This window comes from Methanococcoides burtonii DSM 6242, from assembly GCF_000013725.1.
In the GTDB taxonomy this organism is placed as follows: domain Archaea; phylum Halobacteriota; class Methanosarcinia; order Methanosarcinales; family Methanosarcinaceae; genus Methanococcoides; species Methanococcoides burtonii.
Genome location: NC_007955.1, coordinates 222,486 through 248,310 on the forward strand (window position 1 = coordinate 222,486; position 25,825 = coordinate 248,310).

Here is a 25,825-nt window from a genome sequence, read left to right on the forward strand (position 1 = left end):
TATTTTACTACTAATATCAGATCTATGTAAATGTATTGTACACTTAGAATCCGTGTACAATATAAGGACCGAATATCATAAAGAGGAACGAAGCCAGTATCAGCATTGTAAAAGATGCTGCAATGGCGGAAGATACCTCTTTTGCCTTCGCCTCATCAGAAATGAACCTACTGATTAAAGCGTGCAGATAGTCCCTGAACACATGACCACCATCAAGTGGTACTGCCGGCAGACAATTGAAAAGGCCAACATAAAAATTAAGCCATCCTACCCACAACAATGTGTTCGCGATCCAGAATATGCCTATTCCTAATGGCTCACCCCATCCTATCGGAGAATAAAACTGTGCAAGCTGACCACTGAATCCCGGGAAGCCCTCGCCTGCAAATCCAAATATCGGAAGGCCCAGAATAATGATCCAACCAGTAAATCCACCAAGCATCGAAGGGATAGCTTTCAGAGCCGCAAGGTAGTCCTTTGCAGGAAATTCGCCTATGGACATTCCAAGAGGTACAATTTCAATTTCAATTTCATTGGGCCTATAATAGATACCAAGGAAACCTTTTTCGGAACCACCTTCCGGGTGGGAAGCCAGTTCGATCTCGAATATTTCAGAAGAGACGTTATCTCCTGTAGCCTTACCAGCTATCACTGTTTCCACAGAGATGACCTGACCGGTCTTAGTGAAGTTCATAAAGGTAACAAAATCTTCAGATGAACTAATTGCAGTATCATCGATCTTTATTATCAGCATACCGCTTTCAAGACCCATTGCTTCAGCCGGAGAATCCGTAACGACATTATTGACATACATCCCCTTTATGCCATCATCCGTATCATTCCCAACCTCAACATCATAGACCAGTAGGTTGTGGTCCTTTGAAGCATGTACCTGAACAACTGCCCCTGCTTCTATATTGTTCATGTAAAGAATGATGTCATTGGCCTTTTGAATAGAAGTATCATCGATCTGTGTTATGACCATACCGTTTTCAAGCCCTGCAATATTAGCTGACGAATCGGAGGTCACATTGATGATCATGGTATCGCTCATTGGAGCTATAGCACCAAGGACCGGGCCGAAGAAAAGTATGAATGCTATTAAGGCAACCACAAAATTAGACATTACTCCGGCAGCAAGTATTCTTGCTCTCTGTTCCCTTGAAGCAACCTTTTTAGGCATCACTTCTTTTTCGGTACCCAGAATACGCCTTTCAATAGGACCATCGGTAGTATTAGCACCTAAACCTTCAGTATCTTCCTTTTTGACACCAAATAGCTCTTCCTCATCGGGCTCAGCAAAACCACCTATAGGAACGATAGCAAGAAGGATACCCATGGATTTCACCCTGATACCTTCGACCCTACAGAGAATAGCATGTGAGAACTCATGAACAACAAGAGTGACAAGCAAGGCTATAACACCCCAGGTCAGGGGTATGAACTCATTGACACCCGGTATCAGAAAAATATTCCTTGCCTCATTGAACTTACCCGGTTCCGGCAATGTGCTTTCGCCTATAGAGGCCAGCATCGCAATGTCTGAGATAATGATGATCAAGAACATGGCTAACATACCAACGAACATAAGGACAATACCAATGTTCGCAAAGGTTCTCCAACTTCTCTTCGGGCGTGCAAGAGTATCCAACAGGGCTTGCCCTTTCACCGTTCTGATCATAAGGACAGGACCATAGGTAGATATGTTATATCGCTCAAATATTCCTTTCTTATCAAGTATAGATACAATTGCCCAATATACAAGGAAAAGGGCAAACAAGGTGCTAGTGCTGACCAAATAAACTCTCCTTTGTTAGTGGTACGGGATAAAATCACGTTTTTATTAAGATATATATTATTATCATCTGTAGAGTCATCTGTTTCTATAAAAGATATTTCATACGGATACAGAAGGGACAATATCAGAACATGTCTGAAAAAGAACCGAACTGCTGTGCAAAATTGAGCTGATCCACCTCTTCCCAGTCTTCAACGATCATTCCATTTTCAATACGGCTTATAGTTATTCCTGTAAAATGTACAGGTTTTTTTGTCGGTATAACTCCCTGAAACTTACCAAGGTGAGTGCCACTTGCACTCCAGCGTGTCACTACCTTGTCACCTTCTGCAATGACATCATATATCTCGAACACAAGGTTTGGAAGGGCATAATGGATAGCTCCCATGAACTCGATCAAACCTTCAAGATCAAGGGTGGAGCCTCCAAAATGCATATGATAATCAACACTGCACTTCTCAGACAGCATTTTTGGATGCCAGCCACGACTGGCAACACTAAGAACAAGCTCTTTGTTGCCCTGATTGTCATTGCATGGACCAGTTGATAGATCATAATCAGATCGAACGGTTGTCATCAGAACAACATAATTACTTACTCACTAATAAATATAATTCCAAAAATAACAATGTATTTGTAACGATAGTGCCAATATAAACGAAATATAAAATTATTTATGAGAGCATCATAAGAACAGGAAAGATCCTCAATAAACGCATCTAATAATAACAAATTGAAATAATTACAATCGATATATTTATAACAAATACTGCTGTTAATAGCAACGTATTTCTCAAATGCGGGAGTAACCAAGTGGCCAACGGTGGCAGACTCAAGATCTGCTCGTGTAGACGTTCGGGGGTTCGAATCCCTTCTCCCGCACCATTTTAATTATTTGATTGATCTTTTTTTACATACGTAATGGTAGACATGGTGAAAAGCATGGTGACATACAAAAATGTAGTTGAGGCCACTGTAGATATAATCAAAGAGGCAGAGACACAACTCCCTGATGATGTTATAGACGCACTTAAAAATGCAAGACAAAATGAGTCAAGTGACGTTGCAATATCACAGATCGATGCGATACTGAAGAATATTGATATCGCAAGCAACAACAACATACCGCTCTGTCAGGACACAGGCATACTTATATTTTATGTAGAGATCGGAAGGGAACTGAAACTTGATATTGACCTTAAGGGAGCTATCATTGAAGCATCCAGAATAGCCACACAGGAAGTCCCCCTCAGACCAAATGCAGTACACCCCATAACAAGAAGCAACAGTAGCGATAACACCGGAGATGGACTCCCCGATATTAAATACGAATTTGTTGAAGGCGATCAGCTAAAGATAACGGTCGCACCAAAGGGAGCAGGTTCGGAAAACATGAGTGCCCTCAAGATGATGAATCCTACAGAGTTGAAAGATGTTCGGAAATTCATCCTTGAGACCGTTCTTAACGCTGGAGGAAGACCCTGTCCACCGATAATAGTCGGAGTTGGCATCGGAGGGTCTTTTGATAAAGCTGCCCGTCTTGCAAAAGCTACCCTCCTGCGTGAGGTAACGGACATGACCGATGAAGAAAAAAGCATTCTCAAAGACATCAATTCCCTTGGGATCGGACCCATGGGACTTGGAGGAGATACCACAGCACTTGCAGTTCATCTTGCTACATCCTACTGCCACACTGCTTCACTCCCCGTAGCCATCAATATCCAGTGCTGGGCGAACAGACACGCATCAGTTGTTCTAGGAGGTGATAAATGATGGAATATCATCTCAACACACCCCTGAAAAAAGAATATATCGAAGAACTCAATACCGGAGATATCGTATATATCTCAGGAACAGTACTGACAGCCCGGGATGAAGCACATGCGAGGATCCTTGAACTTAAAGAAGAAGGTAAAGAACTACCATTCAGCCTTGAAGGTGCAGCCATTTACCATTGTGGCCCTCTTATGCAACAGACAGATGGGAAATGGAAAGTCATTGCAGCAGGTCCTACAACGAGTGACAGAATGTCGAAGATGACACCTGCACTTCTTGAAAATTTCAATGTCCGAGTCCTTATTGGAAAGGGTGGCATGACAAATGTGGCTGATTCCATGAAAGAAAAATGCGTATATCTTGCTTATACGGGCGGATGTGCTGCCCTTGCATCAGAATCCATAAAGAACGTCACGAATGTGCACTGGCTCGACCTTGGAATGCCGGAAGCCGTGTGGGAACTTGAAGTTCATGAATTCGGACCGCTCATAGTAGGAATCGATGCAAAAGGAAAAGATTTTTTCACATCCATAAAAGAAAAGGCGAGAAGCTCATTTTTAAAACTATGAGCTTCTAATACTTTTTTGATTTACATACATAACTAAGCGTTCGTTCATTTAGTCAGCCGTTCAACCGACATTCCAACGGTTTGATCGACCAACATTCGGGATCATTCATAGGTTTAAAGCACTATGAATGAAAGCCATGCAATTAATGTCAGGGCGAAAGAGTGTTTCAACCCGGCACTCAACCTGCCTTCCCCCATCTGTCCTGCAACAAGGCCACTCATATAACCCTGGATGATAGTCGCATGGAAAAGTATGCGTATGAAATTATCAGCATCGAAACTGCCTATGAAAGAACCACCTGCAGGTGATGAAGATGAAGCCACACTTGCCATATGCATAGTGGGAACGAACCTTGTAGCCAGCATCAATATCACAAAAATGAATACAAAGAATGACATGTAACTGATCACAACATAAACAGCCATATTGCCGCGGCGCTCTCTTTCAAGGGTCTTTATCTCACTCGCATCCCTTGCAGCAGCCTCGAGGACAAAAGAAACACGACCACCTGCCCGATTTGCCTGAGTAATAAGTGCTACTGACCTGGTAATGAGGTGAGTGTTCATCCTTTTTCCGAAATTCTCAAGCGTATCCTCAAAGGAGATACCCCATGAAAGAGAAGCATCCATCATGCGGATCTCTTTGGTCATTTCACCATATTCACCTTTTGCGACAGTTTCTACAGAAGCCGGAAGGGTGAGACCTGCCCTGCTCATTTCTGCAATATCACGAAGAAAGTTCGGAAGATATTCCTCGACCTTGTTGATGTATCTTGCTTTACGATAAAATGTCAATGCAGGAGGAAGAATAAATATCCAGCTTGAGAAAATAAGAACATTATCAATGCCGGGTGTCCCCCAAGTCAGGTACAAACCCGCGATCATGAATATAATTGCTGCCGGTCCACTGAAGGCCATAGCATAATAAGGATATGTTGAAAAGGAACCTTTTGGATCCTTCATAAAATCTCTTAAACGATCATTTTTCTTGATATCATCAAGCTTCATTAGAATAATCTGTTTCTCATAAGTAGTGAGCTGTTCCTCATCAAGTTCATCAATTTCAACAACATTTCTTCCGGTCTTTTTATTGAATTTCACTATTATTCCTCCGGAGTTATTAACGTTATAATCACGAGAAACATCGCACTTCCAACTGGAATCAAACCATAAACAAGAATATATAGGAATACCTGATCTGCACCACCCATGAGTGATACGATAGCTATCGTAATAATAAGGAACAAAGGACCTGCGACAAATGCAGTCACATATGTCTCACCAAGAAGACCAAGGGTTTCTAAAAACTCTTTCTGCTTTTGCCTGTTATCAATTATGTACTGTTCAGCCTTGATCTTGAAATAGGACTCAAGTTCACCACCAGACGTTACAACTGTGATAGCACCCTGAAGGAATTCCTGTAACATCGGAGAGGGTGTTGAAGATGCAAGATTCTTCATTGCAGACACAAGGTTACTGCCAAGAACTTCCAGATCACGCACAAGATATTTTGATTCGACACACATCTCACCATATATCTCATTGTTTGAAAGAGCACGGAAAAGATCTACCGGAAGAACCCCTGCACCAGACATTGCAGACATATAGTTGATAGCATAAGGCAACATCTGTTCGATCTTACGTTTTCTGTCACCTGCGACCATAGCAGGATAAGATTTCAATAGTGAATAGACACTAACAAAACATAAAGCTGCAAAAAATAGACCTCCAAAAACAGCTACCAGTATAGGCTGGTAAGGACGATAAGCAGCAGTCCATGCTGGAAAACCAAATCTATTAGCCTCTATCACCGGTACACCAATGAGTACTATCACAAAAAAGAATAGGAGAAGTATGCCTAATGTGGCGAGAATCGAAATGAGAAGAACGCCAGAAAGATACCTGTCATACCCCATATTCAGCCTGGACCTTAGAAGGTCCCGCCTCAAATTAAAATACTTTGAACGTTTGTCCACATAGTATTTACCAAAGAGCGCAAAAGCTATACTGAAATATTTATCCATTCAGATCCTGCCTTACAAGTTTCATTAATGTTTCAGGCTCACGCTTATGCGCAACCACTATCTTAGAGAAGTCTCTGAAGTAGGTGATATTCTTCAAGCGCGCCCATTCAATGACGTCTTGGCGTTCCTGCAATTCTTCCTTGACCTTAACATCATCCCAGCCTCTTGAATCCATTAGATCATCTAGAATGTAGGAACGACCTGAATACTGGAATAAGTCCTTTGACGCGTTCCATACAAATACCTCGTTCGTTAGAAGTTCACCAGTTCTCGGATCAACCCCTATGATCTCAGTAAGCGATTTACACCTCCTTACCCGCTCATCCCCAACTTTCACCTGTGCCTGAATTGCCACAATATCAAGTGCCTGTATCATGATCCTGGGAACATTGATAGGAGGATTCTCAAGCCTGTGCACGATTGATTGTACGGAATCTGCATGCATGGTAGAAAATGTTGTGTGTCCTGTGGACATCGCCTGGAAAAGCACATATGCTTCAGCACCCCTAACTTCACCCACAAGAATAAATTCTGGACGCTGACGAAGTGCAGCCTTTAAAAGTTCATACATTTCAATAGAACCTTTATTTTCACCTCCAAACGCTTCACGTGTGACTCCAGGTATCCAATTCGGGTGAGCAAGGTTCAATTCTCTTGTATCTTCGATCGAAACAATTTTCATTTCAGGCTGAATAAAAGTAGAAACAGCATTCATCGCTGTGGTCTTGCCTGAAGCAGTGCCACCCGCGAAAATGAGACTCCTACTTGAATCAACAGCAAGCCATAGATATGCCAGCATTGCATTCGAAAATGTATGATAGCTTAAAAGATCGGAAGGTGTGATTGGATTCTCATTGAATCTACGAATAGTGAACGTACTTCCCCTTGTAGTAATCTCCCTTCCAAGAGTCATCTGTATACGGGAACCATCAGGTAATGTTGCATCTAAGAGTGGATTTGCAATGGAAATGTGTTTGCCACAAATTTGAGCTAACCTTATGATCAAAGCATTTAATCCATCTTCCTCATCAAAAATTACATTTGAAGGTATAGATTCGTACTTTTTATGATAAACATAGACAGGCGTGTTAGGGCCATCACCCGAAATATCCTCGATCTCCAGATCGCGCATAATAGCATCAACTTCACCGTAGCCAAGGTAATCACGAATAATAAAATAACTGATCTTTTCACGAGTTATGGTGGTGATTCTTATCCTGTAATCGTGTAGGAAAGAATTAACATTTGACCTCAAATACTCTTCGGAATCAATTCTGTTCATACTTTTCAGATGAGTATCCATAACTTCACCAAGACGTTCTTTTACCATCTTGAAAAGTTTTGTTTCCTCTTCTGAGAGTTCAGGTTCAAGTACCTGATATAAATATTCATGAATTTCGGGATTATAAACTACCCTAATGTAAGAATATGGCGGGTTCACATTATAGAATTCAATTTCATCATAAACAGAATCTTCTGGGAGAGTTATTTCCACAAGAGGACCATGTATTGCAATATCATAATCATCCATTTCAAAAGATTTGGCGCGAACCATATTCAAGAACTTCTGGATGAACGATTCAGGTTTGATCTCAAGGGGGAGAACCTCTGGAATAGGGTGCTCTGAAACAATTTCTTTCAGGGTCTTTTCCCATGCAGAACTAATCTCGCCTGATAAATTGGTGCTTTTATCAATATTTTTTTTCTTAAAATTGAGTAATTCCCCAATATCACTCTCTAACTCTTCTTGAGAAAGGAGCTCGGTCTGAGAATCAGCTTCCACAATCTCTACAATATTTGATAATATGTCTTCAGGAGGTTCACTTGTACCTACTTCTGAAGATTTATCCAAGGGCAAACCGTCATCCATCCCATCGATTGCATTCATTACGATATTCTCCGCAGATACTTTTTCGTCTTTTTTTGCATCGAACTCATTATCAGAACTTTCTATCATTCTACCAAACCTTTTGTGATCGATATTCTTTATGGACCAAAATAGAGGGACTTCCCCATAATATGTCTTCATTATTATGCAGATCGAGTACATTGCTTACTGCAAGTTGCACAGCATTATCATCATTATTATCATCATGGTGTCGTTTTATAAAAGATTATTGGTAATATAAAAACAAAACTAGTATCAACACAACCCAGAAAGGTCAGCCAATGTAAACCTATATATCCAGAAAAATGAAAGTACTAAAGACATAAAGGTGAGACAATGCAACTAAAAGTACAACCCATTGATGTCAAAGTAGGCAAATATAAAGTGATCCTGAACACAATTGATGCTAAGGAGCTAGGTGTCCATGAAGGAGACAGGGTACGTATAAAGAACCACGTGACCCTAACAGCCATCGTAGATTTTACGGAAGATATGATATCACCTGGCATGATAGGGTTATACCATGAAGTGAAAGAGGCACTGAGTAAGGAATGGACCGAGACGGTCGAAGTATTCCCTGCTGAAAAACCAAAGTCAACCTATATTATAAGAAAGACAATGGATGGACAGAAGCTCACAAAGGAAGAGATAGACATACTCGTGAAGGACATTGTCGAAGAGAACCTTGCCGAGATAGAAATTGCTGCATTCCTTACTGCAACATATATAAACGACATGACCGATGATGAAACCGAATGGCTTACACGTGCCATGATAGATTCTGGGGACAAGCTGGAATTCGATACCCATCCAATAATGGACAAGCATTCCATCGGAGGAGTTCCCGGAAATAAGATCTCATTGCTCATCGTTCCCATAGTAGCTGCAAACGGATTACTTATCCCAAAGACCAGCTCAAGGGCAATCACTGGTGCAGGAGGGACTGCAGACCTGATGGAGATACTTGCACCTGTTGAGTTCGATGCTGCTGAGATCAAGAGGATGACCGAAGAGGTTGGTGGCGTACTTGTCTGGGGTGGTGCTACCAATATTGCACCTGCGGATGATAAGCTCATAAAGGTCGAATACCCGCTTTCAATTGACCCGCATTGCCAGATGCTTGCATCCATCATGGCAAAGAAAGGTGCCATTGGTGCAGACCATGTCGTAATGGACATACCCACCGGACCCGGTACAAAGATCAAGAACGTACAGGAAGGAAGAAAGCTCGCAAGGGACCTGATCAATCTTGGTGACAGGCTTGGTATGGATGTGGATTGTGCTCTGACCTATGGTGCCTCCCCCGTGGGACGCACTATAGGACCTGCACTTGAAGTGATCGAGGCATTGAAGGTCCTTGAGAGCTTTGAGGGACCGAACAGCTTGATAGAGAAGAGTGCATCACTTGCAGGAATGCTTCTTGAGATGGGGAATGTGGCTGGCAAAGACAAGGGATATGACCTTGCCATTGAGACCCTGAAGAACGGAAAAGCACTGACGAAGTTCAAAGAGATCATCAAGATACAGGGCGGTAATCCTGATGTGACCCACAAAGACATTTCCGTGGGAGAGTTCACTGAAGATATCATTGCCCCTAATAACGGATATATACTTGAGATGGACAACAAGCGCCTTGTTCAGATCGCAAGGCTCGCAGGAGCACCTAATGACAAAGGTGCAGGAATACTTTTGCATAGGAAACAGGGAGAACCTTTGAAAGAAGGCGATCCTGTGATGACCATTTATGCAGAGAAGAAATCAAAACTTGAAAACGCGGTCAAGAGCGCAAAGGAAAGACCACCGTTCATTGTAGAGGGAATGATGCTGGAGCGCATCCAGAGTTTCAAGGAGATATAATTATAATGCAAAAAATTGTGATACTCCGACTCGGACATCGTCCTGAGAGGGACAAGAGAATAACCACCCACGTAGGCCTTACAGCCCGCGCCCTCGGTGCTGAAGGCATGCTCTTGGCATCCAATGATAAAGGAATTAAAAATGCCATCGAGGATGTAGCCGAGCGCTGGGGAGGGGACTTCTATGTTGAAAATGATGTCAACTGGAAGAGCGAGATCGAAAAATGGAAAGAGGAAGGCGGGAAAGTATGCCACCTTTCCATGTACGGGATCAATCTTCCTGATGCTGCCGGAGAGATCAAGTTGTGCGATAAGCTCATGATAGTGGTTGGTGCTGAAAAAGTTCCAACCGAGATATACGATCTGGCTGACTGGAACGTTGCTATTGGAAATCAGCCACATTCCGAAGTTGCTGCTGTTGCACTCACAATGGACAGGATAGCACAGGAAGAGCCGCTAAAGCGCGAATTTGGATATGCAGAACTCACTATTGTTCCAATGGAACGCGGAAAACGAGTTATTAACAATGTGAAAGAAGAGTGAGAACTTCGTTTTTCACTCATCCATTATTTCACATTTATTTTTAGATTTATTCCATAACATATACATATAAGTAAATTCTTTAGAAAATCATGTCTATTTTTGATCGGCTGTTGCAATTAAATCCAAATCAAATCCCATTAGAAGATTTCTTTACAGAAATATTTACTTTTGTTTTAGAGAATGAGCAGTCATTCTTTCTCTCTTTTTTAACCCACTTTAAAATTACTGAAGCTATAGAACCAATTGCAACAATATGGACTCAGCAAACATACAAAGCATTAGATTATCATTTCTCAGATAGCAGACCAGATATTTGCATTGAAATAAATAATGCCTCACATAATGAACTCATTTTTGTAGAGTCTAAAATAGGTTCATCCGAAGGATATGACCAACTGAAAAGATATGCAGAGCAACTTGATCAACTTAATCACTTTGGAAAAAAGAAACTGGTGTATATCACTCGCGATCATGAGAACAAGGATGAAAACAAAATATTTGCCGGATGCAATAACGAAGATGAACTATATTTTATTCAAATAAGATGGTATGAAATATACAATTTTTTGTCCACATATTACAAACAAACTGATAGTGAAGACATATTAATAAGAGAAACATTAAATTTTATGGAAGAACATAATATGGCAACTAATAACTGTTTTAATACGATTGATATTTTGGCACTAACTAACTTCAGAAAAGTTCAACAAATGATGGATGAGACGATCTACGGAATTGTCTCCGATAAATTCGAAACAGAGATAGGGAAAGTGTCACAAAGGGCATCCTGTTTGACACAACTAAGAGATTTTAATCGGTATGTTTGCGTCCGCTATAATCAGAATTATAGATTTAATGTTCTCCTTGGATATTGGATTGATACCAAGAATATAACTTCATATCCAAGCTATGGAATTTGTTTAGAAGTTTCACCTACATGCGAACAGAGAAAAGAGATAATTGAGTTCATGAACGAACTTGCCGGTCAATCAGATGGATGGGAAACAGTTAATCATAACTCAAGTAAATCCTGGGCAAGAGTTATGAAACTTTCAAAAATTGATACGATTCTCGGCCTTGAGAACCATATCCAATTAATACAAAATAATTACATTGATCTATTAAATGAAGTCACGAGCTTTAAAGAAACATATCCAGACTTACCGTGGGAATAAATTAAAAAAATTGATCGCATACTTCATCAAAAATGAAGTAACGACCAAAGGTCAACATTCTTTTTTTTCTTTGCCTTTATCATCAACAGAAACGCCCCTGTTAACAGGCGGTTTATCGAATTTTCCATAACCACGGTGCTTCTTACAGCCGGGAGCTTTTGACTGCTCCATCATAAGTTCATCCAGATCGTCATCAGAAAGTTCTTCATGTTCTTTTTCTGCCATCATCTCACCTTGATGAAAGGATCGTTCGCAATGAATTCAACATCGATCTTTAATAAGTCCTTCAAACGTTCACAGAGAGTTTCCATTGCAGGGTTCTCTGTTGCATAATGGGTCGCATCTACCAGTAGCAGGTCATCATAGCTGCGGAGAACATCGTGTTTCAGTTCAGCAGAAACATAAGCATCCACATCGTTGTCCCTTGCGATATCGAGATAGTCGTCCTTGAAACCACTGCCACCAAAGACCATTACTTTTTTAATGGTATCCTTTTCCCCAACATACTGAAGATGAGTGTTCAGACTTTTTGCCACATGATCGATGAACACATCCAGAGGGCATTCATCAATAGTACCTATCCGCCCCATACCTACCTCGTATACGTCGTTAAGACCCAGACGTTGAGCGAGCACATCGTTCACACCACCCTTTGCACTGTCATAGTTCGTATGCATCGAATAAAGGGATATTTCATTGTCAAATGCAATTTTCAGCAAGCCTGCAAGCTCTTTTGAGATAAGGTTCACAGAATGGAATATCAATGTGTGATGAGTGATGAGCATGTCTGCGCCTATCTGTGCTGCACGTTCCAGGACATATTCGGTAGGGTCAAGTGCAACTGCTATTCTTTTGATATCGTTGTCAAGGTCAAGTGTGAGACCTATACGATCAATATCGAAATCCTCTGCAAGTTCAGGAGGGGCGATCTCCTCAAGTGTTTCGACTACTTTTGATAGCTCCATGTTATATCAATAAAATTCTTGGAAATATCAAGTTATCGGAAAAACAAGAGTAAGTAAGATTAAAATATGTTAATTTTAAAATGATAAAACAATAAGATCCTGATCAAATCGATACATTTATAACCGTTATGTTCATTCATACATAACGCTTGCTTAGACTATGTTAAATTCGAATGTATGACCGCTAAAGGATGTAAACCGGCACATTTGGATAGCTGAATTCCACTAAGCTTTCCATTAGTAATGCCACTTGCCCGTTCATCTACTCCGTTAGAACAGCAGCAGTTATTGACCACAGTGGTCATACGATCGTATTTTTAACAGACATAATGTTAAATCTAAATTATGAAACAAAGGTGAAACCATGATCGAAGAATTCGAACATTACCTGCTTGAGGATTGCCCCTACGGAGATGAGACCACAGAACTGCTCGGTATCGAAGGAGAAGGAAGTCTCACAATAAGATCAAGAGACCCTGGTATTGCCTCCTGTGCAGATGATCTGGCAGAATTTTATGAGAAGAAAGGCTTGAAAGTGAACATGCATCTCGAAAACGGTAAAGAGTTTACAGAAAATGCCATTCTTTTTGAAGCCGAAGGCGACCTACGTAAACTTTTCAAGCTCTGGCGAATCTCACAGACCTTCCTCTCAATGACCTGTGCCATTGCAACAAAGACCCGAAAGATGGTCGATAAAGCAAGAGAAGTAAATCCCGATATCATGATAGCTACAAGCCGAAAAACCCACCCGGGTTTCCGAAAATACGAATTGCGATCCGTACATGCCGGCGGTGGTGACCACCATCGAAACTCCCTTAGCGACTCTATTCTGATAACACAAAATCATTTCAACGTAGTAGGTTCCTTCGATAAATTAAGAGCCATGAGAAAAATAGAGATAGAACCACGCACCAAAGAAGAAGTCTTTCAATACGCTCCCATAGCCGACATCCTATTACTCGACCACTACACCCCCGAAGAACTAAAAGAGGTCGCTCCAAAACTTAGACAAATCAATCCAAAGCTCGAACTTGCTGTAGGCGGTATTTCATTCGAAAACATCCCAAAATATGCAGCTTCAGTTGATTTTGTCGTTACAACGGCACCATTTTATGCAGAGCCTTTTGACCTTACAACTAATATAGAAAGGTTGTGAACGACGGATTTCCAAATCCCTAGGGAGTAAAGGAAATCTTTTTTTATTTTCGTCTTCGGTTGATACCCCGATAGCTCTTTATTTATCTTTCATGAATACTAATAAAATCAATTTACCACTTTTTATTGTTTAGAATAAATTTCCTCTAGAGTTACCCCTATTTTCATCTATACATCAAATTGTCTAATAACTACATAATTGTTGAATTTGAGTTATTCATTCCCATAATGTAGGCCAGGCAATTCTTTTCAAAAAGTTCATAATATCATGAAAATGCTTTTCGAAGAATTCAGACTGGTCATAGCTGAATTACGACTTCACATAAACATCCCTAAGGCTATGGAGAAGTTTGTGGAACTCTTCGTGTTTGCCTTCACCTATTTTCTCGATCTCAACGATCTCAAATGATTTCAACAGATCTACCTGAATCTCCTGAGCAAGATGTTCATCTGCCATGGGGAAAAGGTTATTTTCCTCTTTGTTGATGTGCTGGGTCAAAAGTTCAATATAATCCCTTGAACTCCGGACTATTGTTGATAGAGCTTCAGAGTCCATATTTCCGGAAACCGCTTCACTTATCATTCTGACATTTCGCCTTCCATGTTCATGTTCTTCCAGAAGGGAATCTATCATGTCTTCTGACCCAGGAATCTCTGCCTTTTTCATTGCAGGGAAAAGATATTCCTCTTCCTTTGTGTGGTGGCACTTGTCAACAAATACTTTCAAGAATTCAACGACGTTCCCGAGATGCTCATGTTTCACCTCTTTTCCGGACTCGAGATCTGTGCAGATTCCATCCAATATCTTCAGCATCAATGTGACAGCATGGTGCTCTTCTTTTAAATCATCAGTTGGTTTCATCTTATTCTCCTCTTATCTTTTTAGCAAGCTCTACATCCAGTTCCCTTACTTTATTGAGATCATTCTCTCTGCAAGACCTTTTTACGTCAACTGAACCCCGAACCCCTATTAATTATTGATAATACTTTTACTTACCATTTTTGCCATATGCATTCTGCCAGCAAAATAAGTAAATAATAAGTGATCATGCAATTATTGTAAGACAATTGGGGGTATTAAATGTCTAAACATGAAGAACTTGAACACAAAGAATTACTGGACAGTATGAGCGATAAACTTGGTTTCACTCCTCGCATCCTTGAAACCGTTGGGGACCTTGACCCGGATTTTTTAAAAAAATACAACCGTTGCAACCATAAGCTGTTGTCAGATGGTACTCTGCCAGCAAAAATGAAAATACTGATGGCTCTGGCAGTAGTTGCATCAAAACAGTGCGATAGGTGCACTGTTGTTCAAATGCAGAGTGCGCTCAAGAACGGTGCTACCAAGGAAGAGATCATGGAAACCATGGAAGTCATATACATCACATCTGGAGCTCCAGCTGTCGCATCCTGCAGGGAAGCTTTGAAACAGTTAAAATGACGACATGATGTTTTTTAGATAAACATCTGGGGGTAAAATGTGCCACTACATTGTGGTACACGAGATGGGCCTGTAATAAAATCTGCAAAAGATGCTTTTTACAGGTTTTCTTTTTACAAGTGTAGTTTCTATCCTAACGGATACAATACACTACTTGAGTGATATTTTCGGTCTGGTCTTTGGTTGTGGGTTTGATCGCTTCACACAAAAAACCAGACAAAATATGGAATGAGGTGTGACAATTGGAATATGAGAATGACTATCGCATGATCATTGAAAGTTCACCATTGGGCATCATTTACTTCGATGAGACTGGGATGATCACCTTCTGCAATGAAAAACTCACCAGTATTCTCAATATGCAGAAAATGGACATTTTCGGCTTGAACATGGCCGATATTTTCACAGATGAAGGCATGCAAAATATTATCGGAAAGACTTTTTTGGGAGAGTCTGCACATTATCAGGTTAATTTCCATCCCCCTGGAAAGGATGATGCAATAGAGATAGAGATATACTGCAGTCCTGGCATCTCAGGCCAGGGTTCACCTCATGGAACTGTTTGTATCCTGGAAGATGTCACTTCAAGAATAGAACTGGAAAATGCTCTGAAGCTTGACGAGTATCGTCTTGAAGCACTACTGGAGCTTGAACAAATGGCAGACGCTCCAATGCAGCAGATAGCTGATTTTGTGCATGAACAAGCCGTCAGGCTTACACAGAGCACGATCGGTTACATTGCATTTCTCAGCGAGGATGAGAGCCTCCTCACAATGCACACATGGTCCAACAGTGTGATGCAGAAATGTACTATCCCGGATAAGAAATTCGTATATCCTGTGAAAAATATCGGACTCTGGGGAGAGCCTATACGACAAAGGAAGCCAATTATAGTCAATGATTACCTTGCTCCCGACCCCCTCAAGAAAGGATTTCCACCCGGTCATGTGGAGATGTTTAACTACCTGACCATACCTGTGTTCGAAGGGGAAAGAATAGTTGCCACCGCAGGGGTAGGTAACAAAGATGAGGATTATGATAGATCAGACGTGCGACAGCTAACGTTGCTGATGCAAGGATTATGGAATCTCATGCAACGCAGAGAAGGTATCGAAAAACTCAGGGAACATACAGAGCAGTTAAAAGAGTCTAATGAGATGAAAGACCTTTTTACAGATATTTTGCGCCATGATCTACTCAATCCTGCAGGAGTCGTCAAAGGATATACCGACATCCTGCTTGAAAGTGAGGAAGATGAGGAAAAAATGAAGATCCTGCAGACCATCGACAGGAACAACGAAAAACTTATCGAGATGATCAGGAGTGCAGCCAGCTTTGCAAAACTGGACACCATTGAGAATATCGAGTTCAAGGACATGGATATTGCCCTGATGCTAAGGATGATCGTGGAAAGTCTCAAACTACAGATCGATGAAAGGGAAATGGACATCGAAGTAATGCCTGATGGTGCATATATGGCAAAGGTAAATCCCATGATAGAAGAGGTCTTTGTCAATTTCCTATCAAACGCCATAAAATATAGTCCCGAAAAAGAAAGAGTGATCATAGATATACTGGATTCCGATGACGAGTGGAAAGTAACTGTCACAGACTTTGGCTCTGGTATTGCAGATGAGGACAAGCCAAAGTTGTTCGAGCGTTTCAAGCGAGTGGACAAAAGTGGTGTCAAGGGTACAGGGCTCGGGCTTGCTATAGCAAAGAAGATAACCGAGCTGCACGGCGGACACATTGGAGTGGAAAACAATCCTGATGCAAAAGGCAGTGTTTTCTGGGTAACGATAAAGAAGGCATAAGACTCATTTATTCAGATAAAATATAAAGAAATGTATATGGCCTGCATAGAGAAAACTGGGAACTTTGTAGAGGTTCTTAATTCGTAACACATGCGTTAGGGACCTACTTTAAGACCATTTGCAGCTACTGCGAAAAGACACTCTTCCCGAACCCAAAGAAGTACGAATATCTTCAGTACATCGTAGATAATAAAATTCAGGCTTTTTGCAAGACCTGTGGTGGCTTCGATCCCAAGTAGATCGTAGGTGACCTTATCTGCTATCCACTGCATGGGATAGAACACGTCAACCATTGTCATTTCCTCCAGAGTAGATTGACAGGGAACAGCATCTTTGAATTATAAGATCGGATTGCATCTGTCATGTATCTTATAACATCACTTTTCAGTGGATGCATTATATTTTAACATTCTTTTCGTTTTCACAGAGAGCGAACAGAAAAGCTTGACACACTTTTCCAGACTCTCTGAGATCACCGAATCCTCGACATCCAGATTTCTTGTCTTCTTCACACCAAGTTCAGTGACAACTATATCATCCGGTGATCTATTTTTTAACATTGTCCACACTGGGAACTCTGCCGGCGATCATTGCCTCGCCGTCAATGACAAGCCCGGGAGTTATCATTACTCCATAGGAAAGAATGGTCTCATAATCTTCAACCTTGACAACCTCCGCCTGGAGCCCGCTTTCCTGAAGAGCTTTTTCAACTATCTCTTTTGCCTTAATACACTTTGCACATCCCGTACCGAGTATTTCTATTTTCATACGATCACATCCTGTCTTTATCATACAACGATCTTTGTCACTTGAGCAGCTTCAAGGGATTTCAAATAATATTGAAACTTTCTATTTCAAATAATGTCGAAATTTATATTTATAGAGATTAGTTTCAAATTAAGTTGAAATGGAGTATAAGCATCATACTGGTAAAGTATTCTAGATAATCTCGGTTACAACTCTCTGAAATAGAATATCTCATCAATTGGAAACCATTTATTTCAATTATGGCAGAAATGTACAAGCAAAACAGAGTAAGGTGGCAGACCAAACCTTGATGAGATCGTCATGTTCAAGATGTTAGTATTGCAACAATTTATGGTTTATCTGGCCCCACTAACTTGAAAAGAAAGCTCTTGACAGAATTTGCTTTAGGAAATTCTTAGGTCATGGGGTCAATATGCGTGTTGATAGAATAAACTATAAATGAAGGATGGCAGATTCGCTGCTTCCAGCATGCTTATTTAGTCATATTTTGACTATATATCCCAAAGTTCGAACACTTAAGGTCAATGATATTATAATTGCTCAAGATCAAGTTCTTTAATGCACCCATCATAGTAGCTTTTTATCAACTTGTGCCAATCACCTGTTATTTTTCTAAATTGAATTCCTCTCTTTTTTCCATTGTACTCCCACACCCCAGCCCGATAGAATATTGATCCGATGTGACTTGATAGCTGAGCTTCTGTATTTGTCCAATGGAGATCATTATAAAGGAATTTCCCAATACCTTCTTTTTCGGTCCCATTTCTTAATTTAGCTACGTTATTTGACAGACCTTTCCAGTGTTCATCTGCCATATAATCATCCAATTTACTCAATTCATCCTTCTTTATAAGCTTATCAACCTTGAGCGCGCCATTTAACGAATCAAATTCTCTACTTATGGAAAGGTTGAGATCATCATCAATTTTCCACCAAAACTTTTTTGTTTGCCCAAGTGTAGCACCAGGGATCCAATCATTTTTATCATCCAAATTGTATGCTTCAATTGTATTTTCTGCGATATTGAGCCAGTTGTACCTAGTCTCAATAAGTTCTTTACCGGCCTTTCTCATGCTACTATTGGAAAGGTCATCAAGTACATAATTTATGCCCCATGCAATAGAATTCGGATTTTTGTAGACAAGGATACCATCAACAAAATTATTGATTATTTGGACAGCATCTGTTGCAACGATGGTCCTTTCAGCATCCCACCCTTCAAGAACAACAATCCCAAAAGGTTCGTTCCTGCTTGGAATACATAGAATATCACATGCATTTATCCAGTCCCTGGCCGTTTCATCATCCACATATCCCAGAAAATGACAATTATCTGAAATTTTTTCGGCATTTGCAAGAGCTTCACAGGGAGGGCGCATTTCACCTTCCCCGATGAAAACAAATTTTGTGTCCCAGCGATGATCTATCACTTCAGGGATAGCTTCAACAAGCAGGTCCGGACCTTTTTGGTAGCTCATACGTCCTATGAACAGAACAACCGGTGCAAGAGGATGGATGCCGAATCTATTTTTCACTTCACCGGCATCAACATCCTTTTTTATTTTTCCATGGAAAATACCATTTGGAATGATAGTTATCTTCTCATCGGGTATCTGGTACAGGAACTTGATCTCATCTGTAAGTTGCTGTGATGTAGATATGACCTTCACAGATTCATATCCAGCTTTCCATTCCCGGTGGGATATTTCTTCGGCTTCCCACCAGTTTCCATATTTGTTACCGTTCCGTCCCCATTCGGTACTGTGATATGTGAACATAAAAGGAATACCAAATTCATATTTGATCCTTGAAACCGCATTAAAAGGATGCCAGTCATGTGCATGTAATATATCGAACTTGCCATATTCCTTCGTAACATCAAGGAATCTCGAGTACATTGAATCACACATGCTATCCATTTGCTGAACAATGCCTCCTGAGAGAGAATGGTCTACCCGATGGTAGTGAACTCCATTAACCTCTCCATATGGTTCCAGTCCATTATTTCTGGTAAATATGTGGACTGAATGTCCTGTCTTCGCAAGAGCTTCAGCAAGTTCGGAAACATGCGGAGCTATACCACCCACTTTTATCGAATGTAAACTCTCCCAAGAGAACATTCCGATCTTTAAATTTTTCCCCATTATCTTTCAACCCAATTAGTTTATATATAGATAGTAAAATCTTTGCACATCTATTTAAAATTATCATTTGGAGTTTTCCTGTAAATTATCCTGAAGATATTTAACAGCCCCAATAACAATGCTATTTTTTAGTATAAATGATTCTTTCTTGTATTTAGCATCCATAATTGTTACTGTATTAGTTTATTCATAACCAAAGAACCGGAATACGGTGGGAAGTCTAAATGATATTATGATTTTCAGATTACTTATCACATCATGAGACCTTTGCAAAAGCTAACATATGGACTCTGTAGATATCCTCAAAAATAATGAAACATATGAGTTGATGAAATTCAAGAGTTGCTATCAACAGGTGAAAACAGGCATATGTTTGCATCGGTTTACTCCAACGCACCTTCTGATCGATAGATACGAAGGCACTCAGCTGCATAGCATCTGAGTGAAACTGTGATTCAAAACTTCTTGATCAAAAGGATTTCTACAAAGCCATTAATTATATTAGCATCAAAACACAATTTAATATTATAGGAAAGAATGGGGAAGTTGGCCTTTCAATAATAGGACTGGAAAATGAGATCGAACAGATCCAATCCAATATTGATGATCTTGAAAATGGTAAAGGAGGAAACATAGCCAGTATAGCAGAACAATTTGCAGGAAAGACCACCCTGATAAATGAGATATATAGTATGAACAAAAATAAAGTTGAGATGATATCTCTTTCCTCTGTCGTAAAACCCACGTTTGACAGTTCTATTTTTTAGCCTTTTAGAATTTGACAGTTGTTACTAAGTTAAAGATTTATGTTAATTAATGTTATGTAAAAACTATAATTTGTGACATATTCTTATTTAGTTACAGATTGGACAAATATTGATGGAAAATAAGCAAAATGCCACATAAATTAACATTAATTTTTATAAACTGTCAAATTCGGGTTAGAACATTCTTCATGGAACTTACAAACATCACAACAATTGGTTCTCAAAGAGAAATCACCAAAAACAGATCATTGAACATATTAATGAAGTATATAAAAAACATTTTAAATAATATTAGATACTAATTTCATTGTATGCCTTAAAGTTAGCTATTTAGAGGCATGATAAATGGGGGTAAAATTATGAAAAGTATTAAACATACTAAATATATGCTGATAGTATTAATATTATTCAGCTTGATCTGTACCGCAGCATCTGCTCAGGAGTCCACAGGAAACAGGATATGGGACGCAGATGAAAATATGACACTTGAATACACCTGGACAGCTCAAAGCTATTCAGGATTCTATTATGATATTGATTCCGGAAAAAGTTCGGAAACACTGACTATCAATCTTGACAGTGATTCCGACAGGTCAATTGATGACGGTGATCTCGTTTATTCTACAAAACCGATAGAAACCGATTTTGAGCACAATGGGTGGGGTTCATATCAGGTCATCGGTTTCATGGCAGAGCGTTACTTTGCAGGATACACGGATGACTCCGATTTTGTAAGGGATGATGTCAGTTTAATTTCAGAAGGCCAACTGGCAAAAGTGCTTACAGATGATGACGATAAAAAGTCGTTCTTCGCCGGCTCCTCGTTGGTTCTTGAAGAAGGTTACAAGCTCAGCATAGTTGAAGTCGACATGGATGGTAACAAGGTACTTGTTTCACTCACAAAGGATGGCAAACAGGTTGAAAGCGCCATACTTACCTCAAGAGATGACTACGTTTACGAAAAAGACCTAGGGTCCGCTGAGGACGTACCAATAATAGCAGTTCACTTTGATGAGATATTCAGAGGAACGGAAACAAATGCGATCTTTGTTAGGGGGATCTTCCAGATATCAGACCAGTATGTAGAAGTCGATGGTGGAGATGATTTTGGCAGAATGGAGGTCCAAACTGTAAGTGCAAACGAGATATCAATGGAAAATAATGATGACATATCTCTGAGCAGAGGAAAGATAATAAGCATCATGGGTAAACTCAAGTTTATTGTAGCTGACGATGATACATTGAGATTTGCTCCATTTTTAGACCTCACTGCACCCGGAACCTATGAACTTAGGGGTACTATTACTGAAGAAGAGAATATGACCTGGACACCACTCAACTTTGAAGGTTTCTACTACAACATTGATGAGGGAATTGGAACCGAATCACTTGAGGTAGTGAGCCTTGATGGCAAAACGATCGAAAAAGGTGACCTTGTATATTCAACAGTAGCTGAGGAAGTGAGCTTTGAGTATGGTCAGTGGGGCAAATTCCGGGTGGTCGGTTTCATGGCGGAGAAATACTTTGCAGGGTACCCAGAGAACAGGTTCACTGATGATGTAAGCATGCTTTCTGAAGGTCAGCTCTCCAAAGTACTAATCGATAATGACAAGAAAAGTACTGTTGTTGCTGGTTCATCCCTTGTGCTCGAAGAAGGATATGAGATCGAGATCGTAGAGGTGGATATCTCCGGTGACAAAATATTGGTCACATTGATGAAAAATGGTAAAAAGGTTGACAGCGAGGTCATAAAATCGAATGCTGATCTAGTATTTGAAAAGGATCTGGGGTCCGCTGAGAGTGTACCAATAATAGTAGTTCATTTCGAGGAGATATTCAGAGGAACGGAAACAAATGCGGTCTTTATGAAAGGAATGTTCCAGATCTCTGAGAAGTTCGTCGAAGTAAACAATGGGGATAGTTACGACAAGATGGAAGTAAAGAGGATCAACTCCCAGATGATCGAAATGGAGAATGACAAATCAATCACACTTTCAAGAGATAAGACCATACCAATTATGGGCGATATATCTCTTAAAGTCGCAGATTCAGACACCATCAGATATTATCCATTCGTAACATATACCACACCCCCTTCCCGAGCACTTACAATTGAAATGCCTTCTGTGCTTGTCCAGGGTGATTCCATTGACATAAAAGTGACCTTCCGTGGTGCAACTGTCAGCGAAGCACTTGTTGAATTCGATGGCAAGGAAGTTGGGCTGACCTCTGATGAAGGTATGATCTCATATAGACCGACAAGATTAGGCACTTTTAGTGTCAGTGCTGAGAAGGAAGAATTTGCGTCTGCAGATAAAGAAGTGGAAGTTATATCTACTGACGATGTGACCAGAAAGGTAGCCATTGAAGTCACGCCTTTTGAAGTCGTGTATGAAGGAGATACGATCACAATTTCCACAATAAAGGCCATCGGTGCAGATCCGGTTGCAGAAGCGCAGATACTCTATGATGGGGTCTCGATAGGCAATACTTCTGCAAAAGGCACACTTTCCTTCAAGGTAATAGAATCCGGAGTTCACAAGATAACATCACAATCTGAGGGATTACTGGATGCAGAGTTTAACCTCGAAGTAATAGCTCTTGAACCAGAATTCGAGTTATCTAACCTCATCATAACACCTGCAGAGGTCGGTACAGGGGAAGCCGTAACGATCATGGTTGATGTTATGAACACCGGTACCGATGAGGGTGATGTCAATGTACAACTCAATATCAATGGAGAAGTCGTTGATTCCAAGAGTGTCACTCTTGGTGTAGATGAGGAAAGTACTGTTGAGTTCACACGTACTGAATCAGAAGCAGGTGAATATCTAGTCCAGATTGGAATCGAATCAGGAACTTACACCGTAACTCGTGGAATTCCGTCCATGGGAATTTTTGTTTCAGTATTAATTCTGGTTTCTGCAGCATTTGTTGCAATGAGATACAGAAAGGAAAACTGAGATCAGGATCGAGAAATTGAGATTTCCTGCCCTTATGGGCAGGTTATTTTTTTAATTATAATCATATTGAAGTTATAACATTTAATATTTCTAAAACAACGTTTAAATGCTAACCTATTAAATAATAGTATAGAGAAGAGTTGGGAATATATCTCGGATTTTAACATCTCTTCTACAAAAATAAATAAATATATGGGGGAATATATAATGGTGGAATCGCCTATACTGGAAAGTTTATTTGGAATAATGGATCAGTTCATTGCATTTATTCCGATACTTATTGCTGTCATAGTATTGATGATAGTAGGGAAGTTTGTCGGAAAAGCATTTGGAAAGATCGGAGCAAAAATCCTTGATAAGATAGGTTTGGATGATCTCATTGATAAGACATCCTTAGGTGGTATGATCAAAAAAACTGGAATGACCACCGTGGCAATGTTTGATGGTATAATCAGATGGTTCATCTACATCATCTTTGCTGTAATTATTATAGACATACTGAAGATACAGATCGTGGCAAATTTCCTCACCCAGATCATATTATTCCTGCCCCTTATAGCATCGGCATTGATAACCCTTGTAATTGGATTGCTTATCGTTGATTTCCTGGTAGAACTGATCAAGAAGGTCGCGATGGCTTCAGGAATTGATGAAAATATCGGAAAGAGCAGTATCGGGAAAGGTCTTGAAGCAGCAGAATTGACAGCTTCTGGCATAATTGCAGGTATTATAAAAGCTTTCGGATACATAATCTTCATTCTGGCAGCTTCTAATATCCTGGGACTGAATGTGGTCTCTAATTTCCTGGTGAGCATACTCAACTACATACCCAATTTATTTGCAGGAATGCTCATACTGGTAGTTGGGCTATTGGCAATTGATTTCCTTACTGACTACCTAAAAGGCATCATGGAAGGAATGGAAGTAGAAGGAGCAAATGTCTGGGTCCCAGTACTCAAGGGATTCCTTGCACTTGTACTGGTATTACTGGCACTTGATACAGTGCTCATCGATACGAGTATCTTCTATCTGCTGATAGGACCACTGGCATGGGGATTCGCTGTTGTAGTAGCTTTCAAGTGGGGGATCAAAGAGGCACTTGTGGCATATGCAAGAGAGAGGAAATAATCCTCTTTTTTATATTTTGTAATAAATATTCTGTAAAAAAAGTAGCGGTGTTGAAAGCAGAAACACCACTTGCCCAGTGCACAAATTCGATCTGGATTGGAACCAGCATGGAATTTTGCACCCCCTTTCTAAAATAGAGTTTTTTACCGAGATCCTACTGCATCCAGACCGCTTGCTTCAATGCCATTAATATATTTCAAATCTTTTTCAAGAGGTTTTTAATATCTTCATTGATCTCAATTGCCAGCTTTTTTGCACTCTCGCCTGTGGAATCTACAAGTCTTTCAACCTTAGAGATGATAGCCTCGATCTCTTCCTTTATATCAATTGATTTGATCGAATCTGATATAGATTTCATCTCTTCTTTTACATTCATCCCCAACTTCGATGCTTCGCTTCCAGTCTCTACTGCCAGTTCATTGATACTATTGGAAAGTATCTCAAGTCGATTATTTAGATCGATCCTGCTGTTGATCAAAACGAGTTCATCTTTAATCTCAGATCCCAATGTCTTTGCAGCTTCTCCTGTAGAATCTATAAGCTTATCAACTCTGGCAATGATATTATCGATCTCTTTCCTGATGTCTATGGACTTAACAGAACTTGCAAGGGATCGCATATCCTGCTTTACTTTGGTTCCAAGTTTTGTTGCTTCGCTTCCAGTCTTTACTGCCAGTTCATCGAGATCTCTGCTTAGATCATCCATATGTTTATGCAGGGCTATCCTGTCAGTAATCGCAGTGATTTCCTGTTTTACTTCGGAAGCAAGCATTTTTGCAGAACTTCCGGTTCTGTCAACCAGCTGATCAACCTTTACCCCAAGTTTTTTGACCTCCGCTTTTATATTTATATACTTCAAATCTTTGGCGACGGAATTAAGCCTGGTCTTAATCTTTTCATTTAGAACTTTTGCTTCTTCACCGGTATTTTCTGCCAATTTATCTACGTCTTGATTTATCTCTTCAAGTAATTTTTCCATAGTTTACCTCCAAAAGATTATTCCCTATTAACATAAGAAAGGTCAAAGATATAAAGCTATGTTAGTA

General features: G+C 40.2%; 23 protein-coding genes, 1 tRNA gene and 1 pseudogene. 12 read left to right on the plus strand and 13 right to left on the minus strand.

Annotation, left to right across the window (positions count from 1 at the left end):
• Nucleotides 1-43: 43 nt before the first annotated feature.
• Both MBUR_RS01260 and MBUR_RS01265 read right to left on the minus strand, forming a co-directional pair.
• Entirely contained in the window at nt 44-1,798 is a 1,755-nt protein-coding gene (locus tag MBUR_RS01260; protein ID WP_011498417.1) for a site-2 protease family protein, read from the minus strand.
• A gap of 124 nt (nt 1,799-1,922) precedes the next feature.
• A complete protein-coding gene (locus tag MBUR_RS01265; protein WP_011498418.1) occupies nt 1,923-2,375 on the minus strand; it encodes an ester cyclase in 453 nt (150 codons plus the stop codon).
• Nucleotides 2,376-2,597: 222 nt separating this feature from the next.
• Here MBUR_RS01265 and MBUR_RS01270 point away from each other — a divergent pair.
• From MBUR_RS01270 to MBUR_RS01280, 3 genes are all read left to right on the plus strand, one after another.
• A tRNA-Leu gene (locus tag MBUR_RS01270) sits at nt 2,598-2,683 on the plus strand.
• A 57-nt stretch (nt 2,684-2,740) separates the two neighbouring features.
• Nucleotides 2,741-3,571: a fumarate hydratase gene (locus tag MBUR_RS01275; protein ID WP_011498419.1), complete on the plus strand. Its 831-nt coding sequence runs from the start codon at nt 2,741-2,743 to the stop codon at nt 3,569-3,571.
• Nucleotides 3,571-4,143, plus strand: a complete 573-nt coding sequence (locus MBUR_RS01280; RefSeq protein ID WP_011498420.1) for a FumA C-terminus/TtdB family hydratase beta subunit — start codon at nt 3,571-3,573, stop codon at nt 4,141-4,143. Before MBUR_RS01275 ends, MBUR_RS01280 begins: the two co-directional genes overlap by 1 nt.
• 113 nt (nt 4,144-4,256) lie before the next feature.
• Here the strand turns inward: MBUR_RS01280 and MBUR_RS01285 are convergent, their stop codons facing one another.
• Genes MBUR_RS01285 through MBUR_RS01295 form a run of 3 tightly spaced genes read right to left on the minus strand, consistent with a single transcriptional unit; the run spans nt 4,257 to nt 8,216 of the window.
• Complete coding sequence (locus MBUR_RS01285; protein ID WP_011498421.1) at nt 4,257-5,243, minus strand: type II secretion system F family protein; 987 nt, start codon at nt 5,241-5,243, stop codon at nt 4,257-4,259.
• A 2-nt stretch (nt 5,244-5,245) separates the two neighbouring features.
• The gene (locus MBUR_RS01290) at nt 5,246-6,166 is read right to left on the minus strand and encodes a type II secretion system F family protein (RefSeq protein ID WP_011498422.1); all 921 of its coding nucleotides are present in this window, start codon (nt 6,164-6,166) and stop codon (nt 5,246-5,248) included.
• Nucleotides 6,159-8,216 (minus strand): type II/IV secretion system ATPase subunit, encoded by a 2,058-nt coding sequence (locus MBUR_RS01295; protein WP_232221926.1) that lies wholly within the window; start codon nt 8,214-8,216, stop codon nt 6,159-6,161. The genes MBUR_RS01290 and MBUR_RS01295 overlap by 8 nt, the downstream gene beginning before the upstream one ends.
• Nucleotides 8,217-8,390: 174 nt before the next feature.
• Between MBUR_RS01295 and MBUR_RS01300 the strand changes: the two genes are divergently transcribed.
• The 3 genes from MBUR_RS01300 to MBUR_RS01310 all read left to right on the plus strand — a co-directional run bounded on the left by MBUR_RS01300 (nt 8,391) and on the right by MBUR_RS01310 (nt 11,631).
• Nucleotides 8,391-9,911 (plus strand): AMP phosphorylase, encoded by a 1,521-nt coding sequence (locus tag MBUR_RS01300; RefSeq protein ID WP_011498424.1) that lies wholly within the window; start codon nt 8,391-8,393, stop codon nt 9,909-9,911.
• A gap of 5 nt (nt 9,912-9,916) precedes the next feature.
• Nucleotides 9,917-10,453 carry a tRNA (cytidine(56)-2'-O)-methyltransferase gene (locus MBUR_RS01305; protein WP_011498425.1) on the plus strand — a complete coding sequence of 179 codons (537 nt, stop codon included), beginning with the start codon at nt 9,917-9,919 and terminating at the stop codon, nt 10,451-10,453.
• A gap of 89 nt (nt 10,454-10,542) precedes the next feature.
• Nucleotides 10,543-11,631, plus strand: coding sequence for a PD-(D/E)XK nuclease family protein (locus tag MBUR_RS01310; protein ID WP_011498426.1), 1,089 nt, complete (start codon nt 10,543-10,545; stop codon nt 11,629-11,631).
• A gap of 51 nt (nt 11,632-11,682) precedes the next feature.
• Here MBUR_RS01310 and MBUR_RS13680 read toward each other — a convergent pair whose 3' ends face one another.
• Nucleotides 11,683-11,859 (minus strand): hypothetical protein, encoded by a 177-nt coding sequence (locus tag MBUR_RS13680; RefSeq protein ID WP_198003776.1) that lies wholly within the window; start codon nt 11,857-11,859, stop codon nt 11,683-11,685.
• Nucleotides 11,856-12,596 (minus strand): Nif3-like dinuclear metal center hexameric protein, encoded by a 741-nt coding sequence (locus MBUR_RS01315; protein WP_011498427.1) that lies wholly within the window; start codon nt 12,594-12,596, stop codon nt 11,856-11,858. The genes MBUR_RS13680 and MBUR_RS01315 overlap by 4 nt, the downstream gene beginning before the upstream one ends.
• 364 nt (nt 12,597-12,960) lie before the next feature.
• On the opposite strand from MBUR_RS01315, the gene MBUR_RS01320 reads away from it, so the two are divergent.
• The gene (locus tag MBUR_RS01320) at nt 12,961-13,752 is read left to right on the plus strand and encodes a nicotinate-nucleotide pyrophosphorylase (protein WP_011498428.1); all 792 of its coding nucleotides are present in this window, start codon (nt 12,961-12,963) and stop codon (nt 13,750-13,752) included.
• Nucleotides 13,753-14,061: 309 nt separating this feature from the next.
• Here MBUR_RS01320 and MBUR_RS01325 read toward each other — a convergent pair whose 3' ends face one another.
• Complete coding sequence (locus tag MBUR_RS01325; protein ID WP_011498429.1) at nt 14,062-14,613, minus strand: hemerythrin domain-containing protein; 552 nt, start codon at nt 14,611-14,613, stop codon at nt 14,062-14,064.
• A 219-nt stretch (nt 14,614-14,832) separates the two neighbouring features.
• On the opposite strand from MBUR_RS01325, the gene MBUR_RS01330 reads away from it, so the two are divergent.
• Both MBUR_RS01330 and MBUR_RS01335 read left to right on the plus strand, forming a co-directional pair.
• Entirely contained in the window at nt 14,833-15,195 is a 363-nt protein-coding gene (locus tag MBUR_RS01330) for a carboxymuconolactone decarboxylase family protein (RefSeq protein ID WP_011498430.1), read from the plus strand.
• 242 nt (nt 15,196-15,437) lie between these two features.
• Entirely contained in the window at nt 15,438-17,009 is a 1,572-nt protein-coding gene (locus MBUR_RS01335) for a GAF domain-containing protein (RefSeq protein WP_011498431.1), read from the plus strand.
• 95 nt (nt 17,010-17,104) lie between these two features.
• Here MBUR_RS01335 and MBUR_RS01340 read toward each other — a convergent pair whose 3' ends face one another.
• The 3 genes from MBUR_RS01340 to MBUR_RS01350 all read right to left on the minus strand — a co-directional run bounded on the left by MBUR_RS01340 (nt 17,105) and on the right by MBUR_RS01350 (nt 17,777).
• Entirely contained in the window at nt 17,105-17,308 is a 204-nt protein-coding gene (locus MBUR_RS01340) for a hypothetical protein (RefSeq protein WP_011498432.1), read from the minus strand.
• A 78-nt stretch (nt 17,309-17,386) separates the two neighbouring features.
• Complete coding sequence (locus MBUR_RS01345) at nt 17,387-17,569, minus strand: hypothetical protein (protein WP_048063131.1); 183 nt, start codon at nt 17,567-17,569, stop codon at nt 17,387-17,389.
• A complete protein-coding gene (locus tag MBUR_RS01350; RefSeq protein WP_011498433.1) occupies nt 17,556-17,777 on the minus strand; it encodes a thioredoxin family protein in 222 nt (73 codons plus the stop codon). Before MBUR_RS01350 ends, MBUR_RS01345 begins: the two co-directional genes overlap by 14 nt.
• Nucleotides 17,778-17,965: 188 nt before the next feature.
• Here MBUR_RS01350 and MBUR_RS14245 point away from each other — a divergent pair.
• Nucleotides 17,966-18,177 (plus strand): annotated as a pseudogene (locus MBUR_RS14245) (transposase); the annotation flags it as partial.
• A 130-nt stretch (nt 18,178-18,307) separates the two neighbouring features.
• Here the strand turns inward: MBUR_RS14245 and MBUR_RS01355 are convergent.
• Nucleotides 18,308-19,921, minus strand: coding sequence for a glycosyltransferase family 4 protein (locus MBUR_RS01355; RefSeq protein ID WP_011498434.1), 1,614 nt, complete (start codon nt 19,919-19,921; stop codon nt 18,308-18,310).
• A gap of 1,126 nt (nt 19,922-21,047) precedes the next feature.
• Between MBUR_RS01355 and MBUR_RS01360 the strand changes: the two genes are divergently transcribed.
• A complete protein-coding gene (locus MBUR_RS01360; RefSeq protein WP_011498435.1) occupies nt 21,048-23,651 on the plus strand; it encodes an S-layer protein domain-containing protein in 2,604 nt (867 codons plus the stop codon).
• A 207-nt stretch (nt 23,652-23,858) separates the two neighbouring features.
• Nucleotides 23,859-24,779 carry a mechanosensitive ion channel family protein gene (locus tag MBUR_RS01365; protein WP_011498436.1) on the plus strand — a complete coding sequence of 307 codons (921 nt, stop codon included), beginning with the start codon at nt 23,859-23,861 and terminating at the stop codon, nt 24,777-24,779.
• A gap of 196 nt (nt 24,780-24,975) precedes the next feature.
• Here MBUR_RS01365 and MBUR_RS12765 read toward each other — a convergent pair whose 3' ends face one another.
• On the minus strand, nt 24,976-25,758 hold the full coding sequence (locus tag MBUR_RS12765; RefSeq protein WP_011498437.1) for a hypothetical protein: 783 nt from the start codon (nt 25,756-25,758) through the stop codon (nt 24,976-24,978).
• Nucleotides 25,759-25,825: the final 67 nt, after the last annotated feature.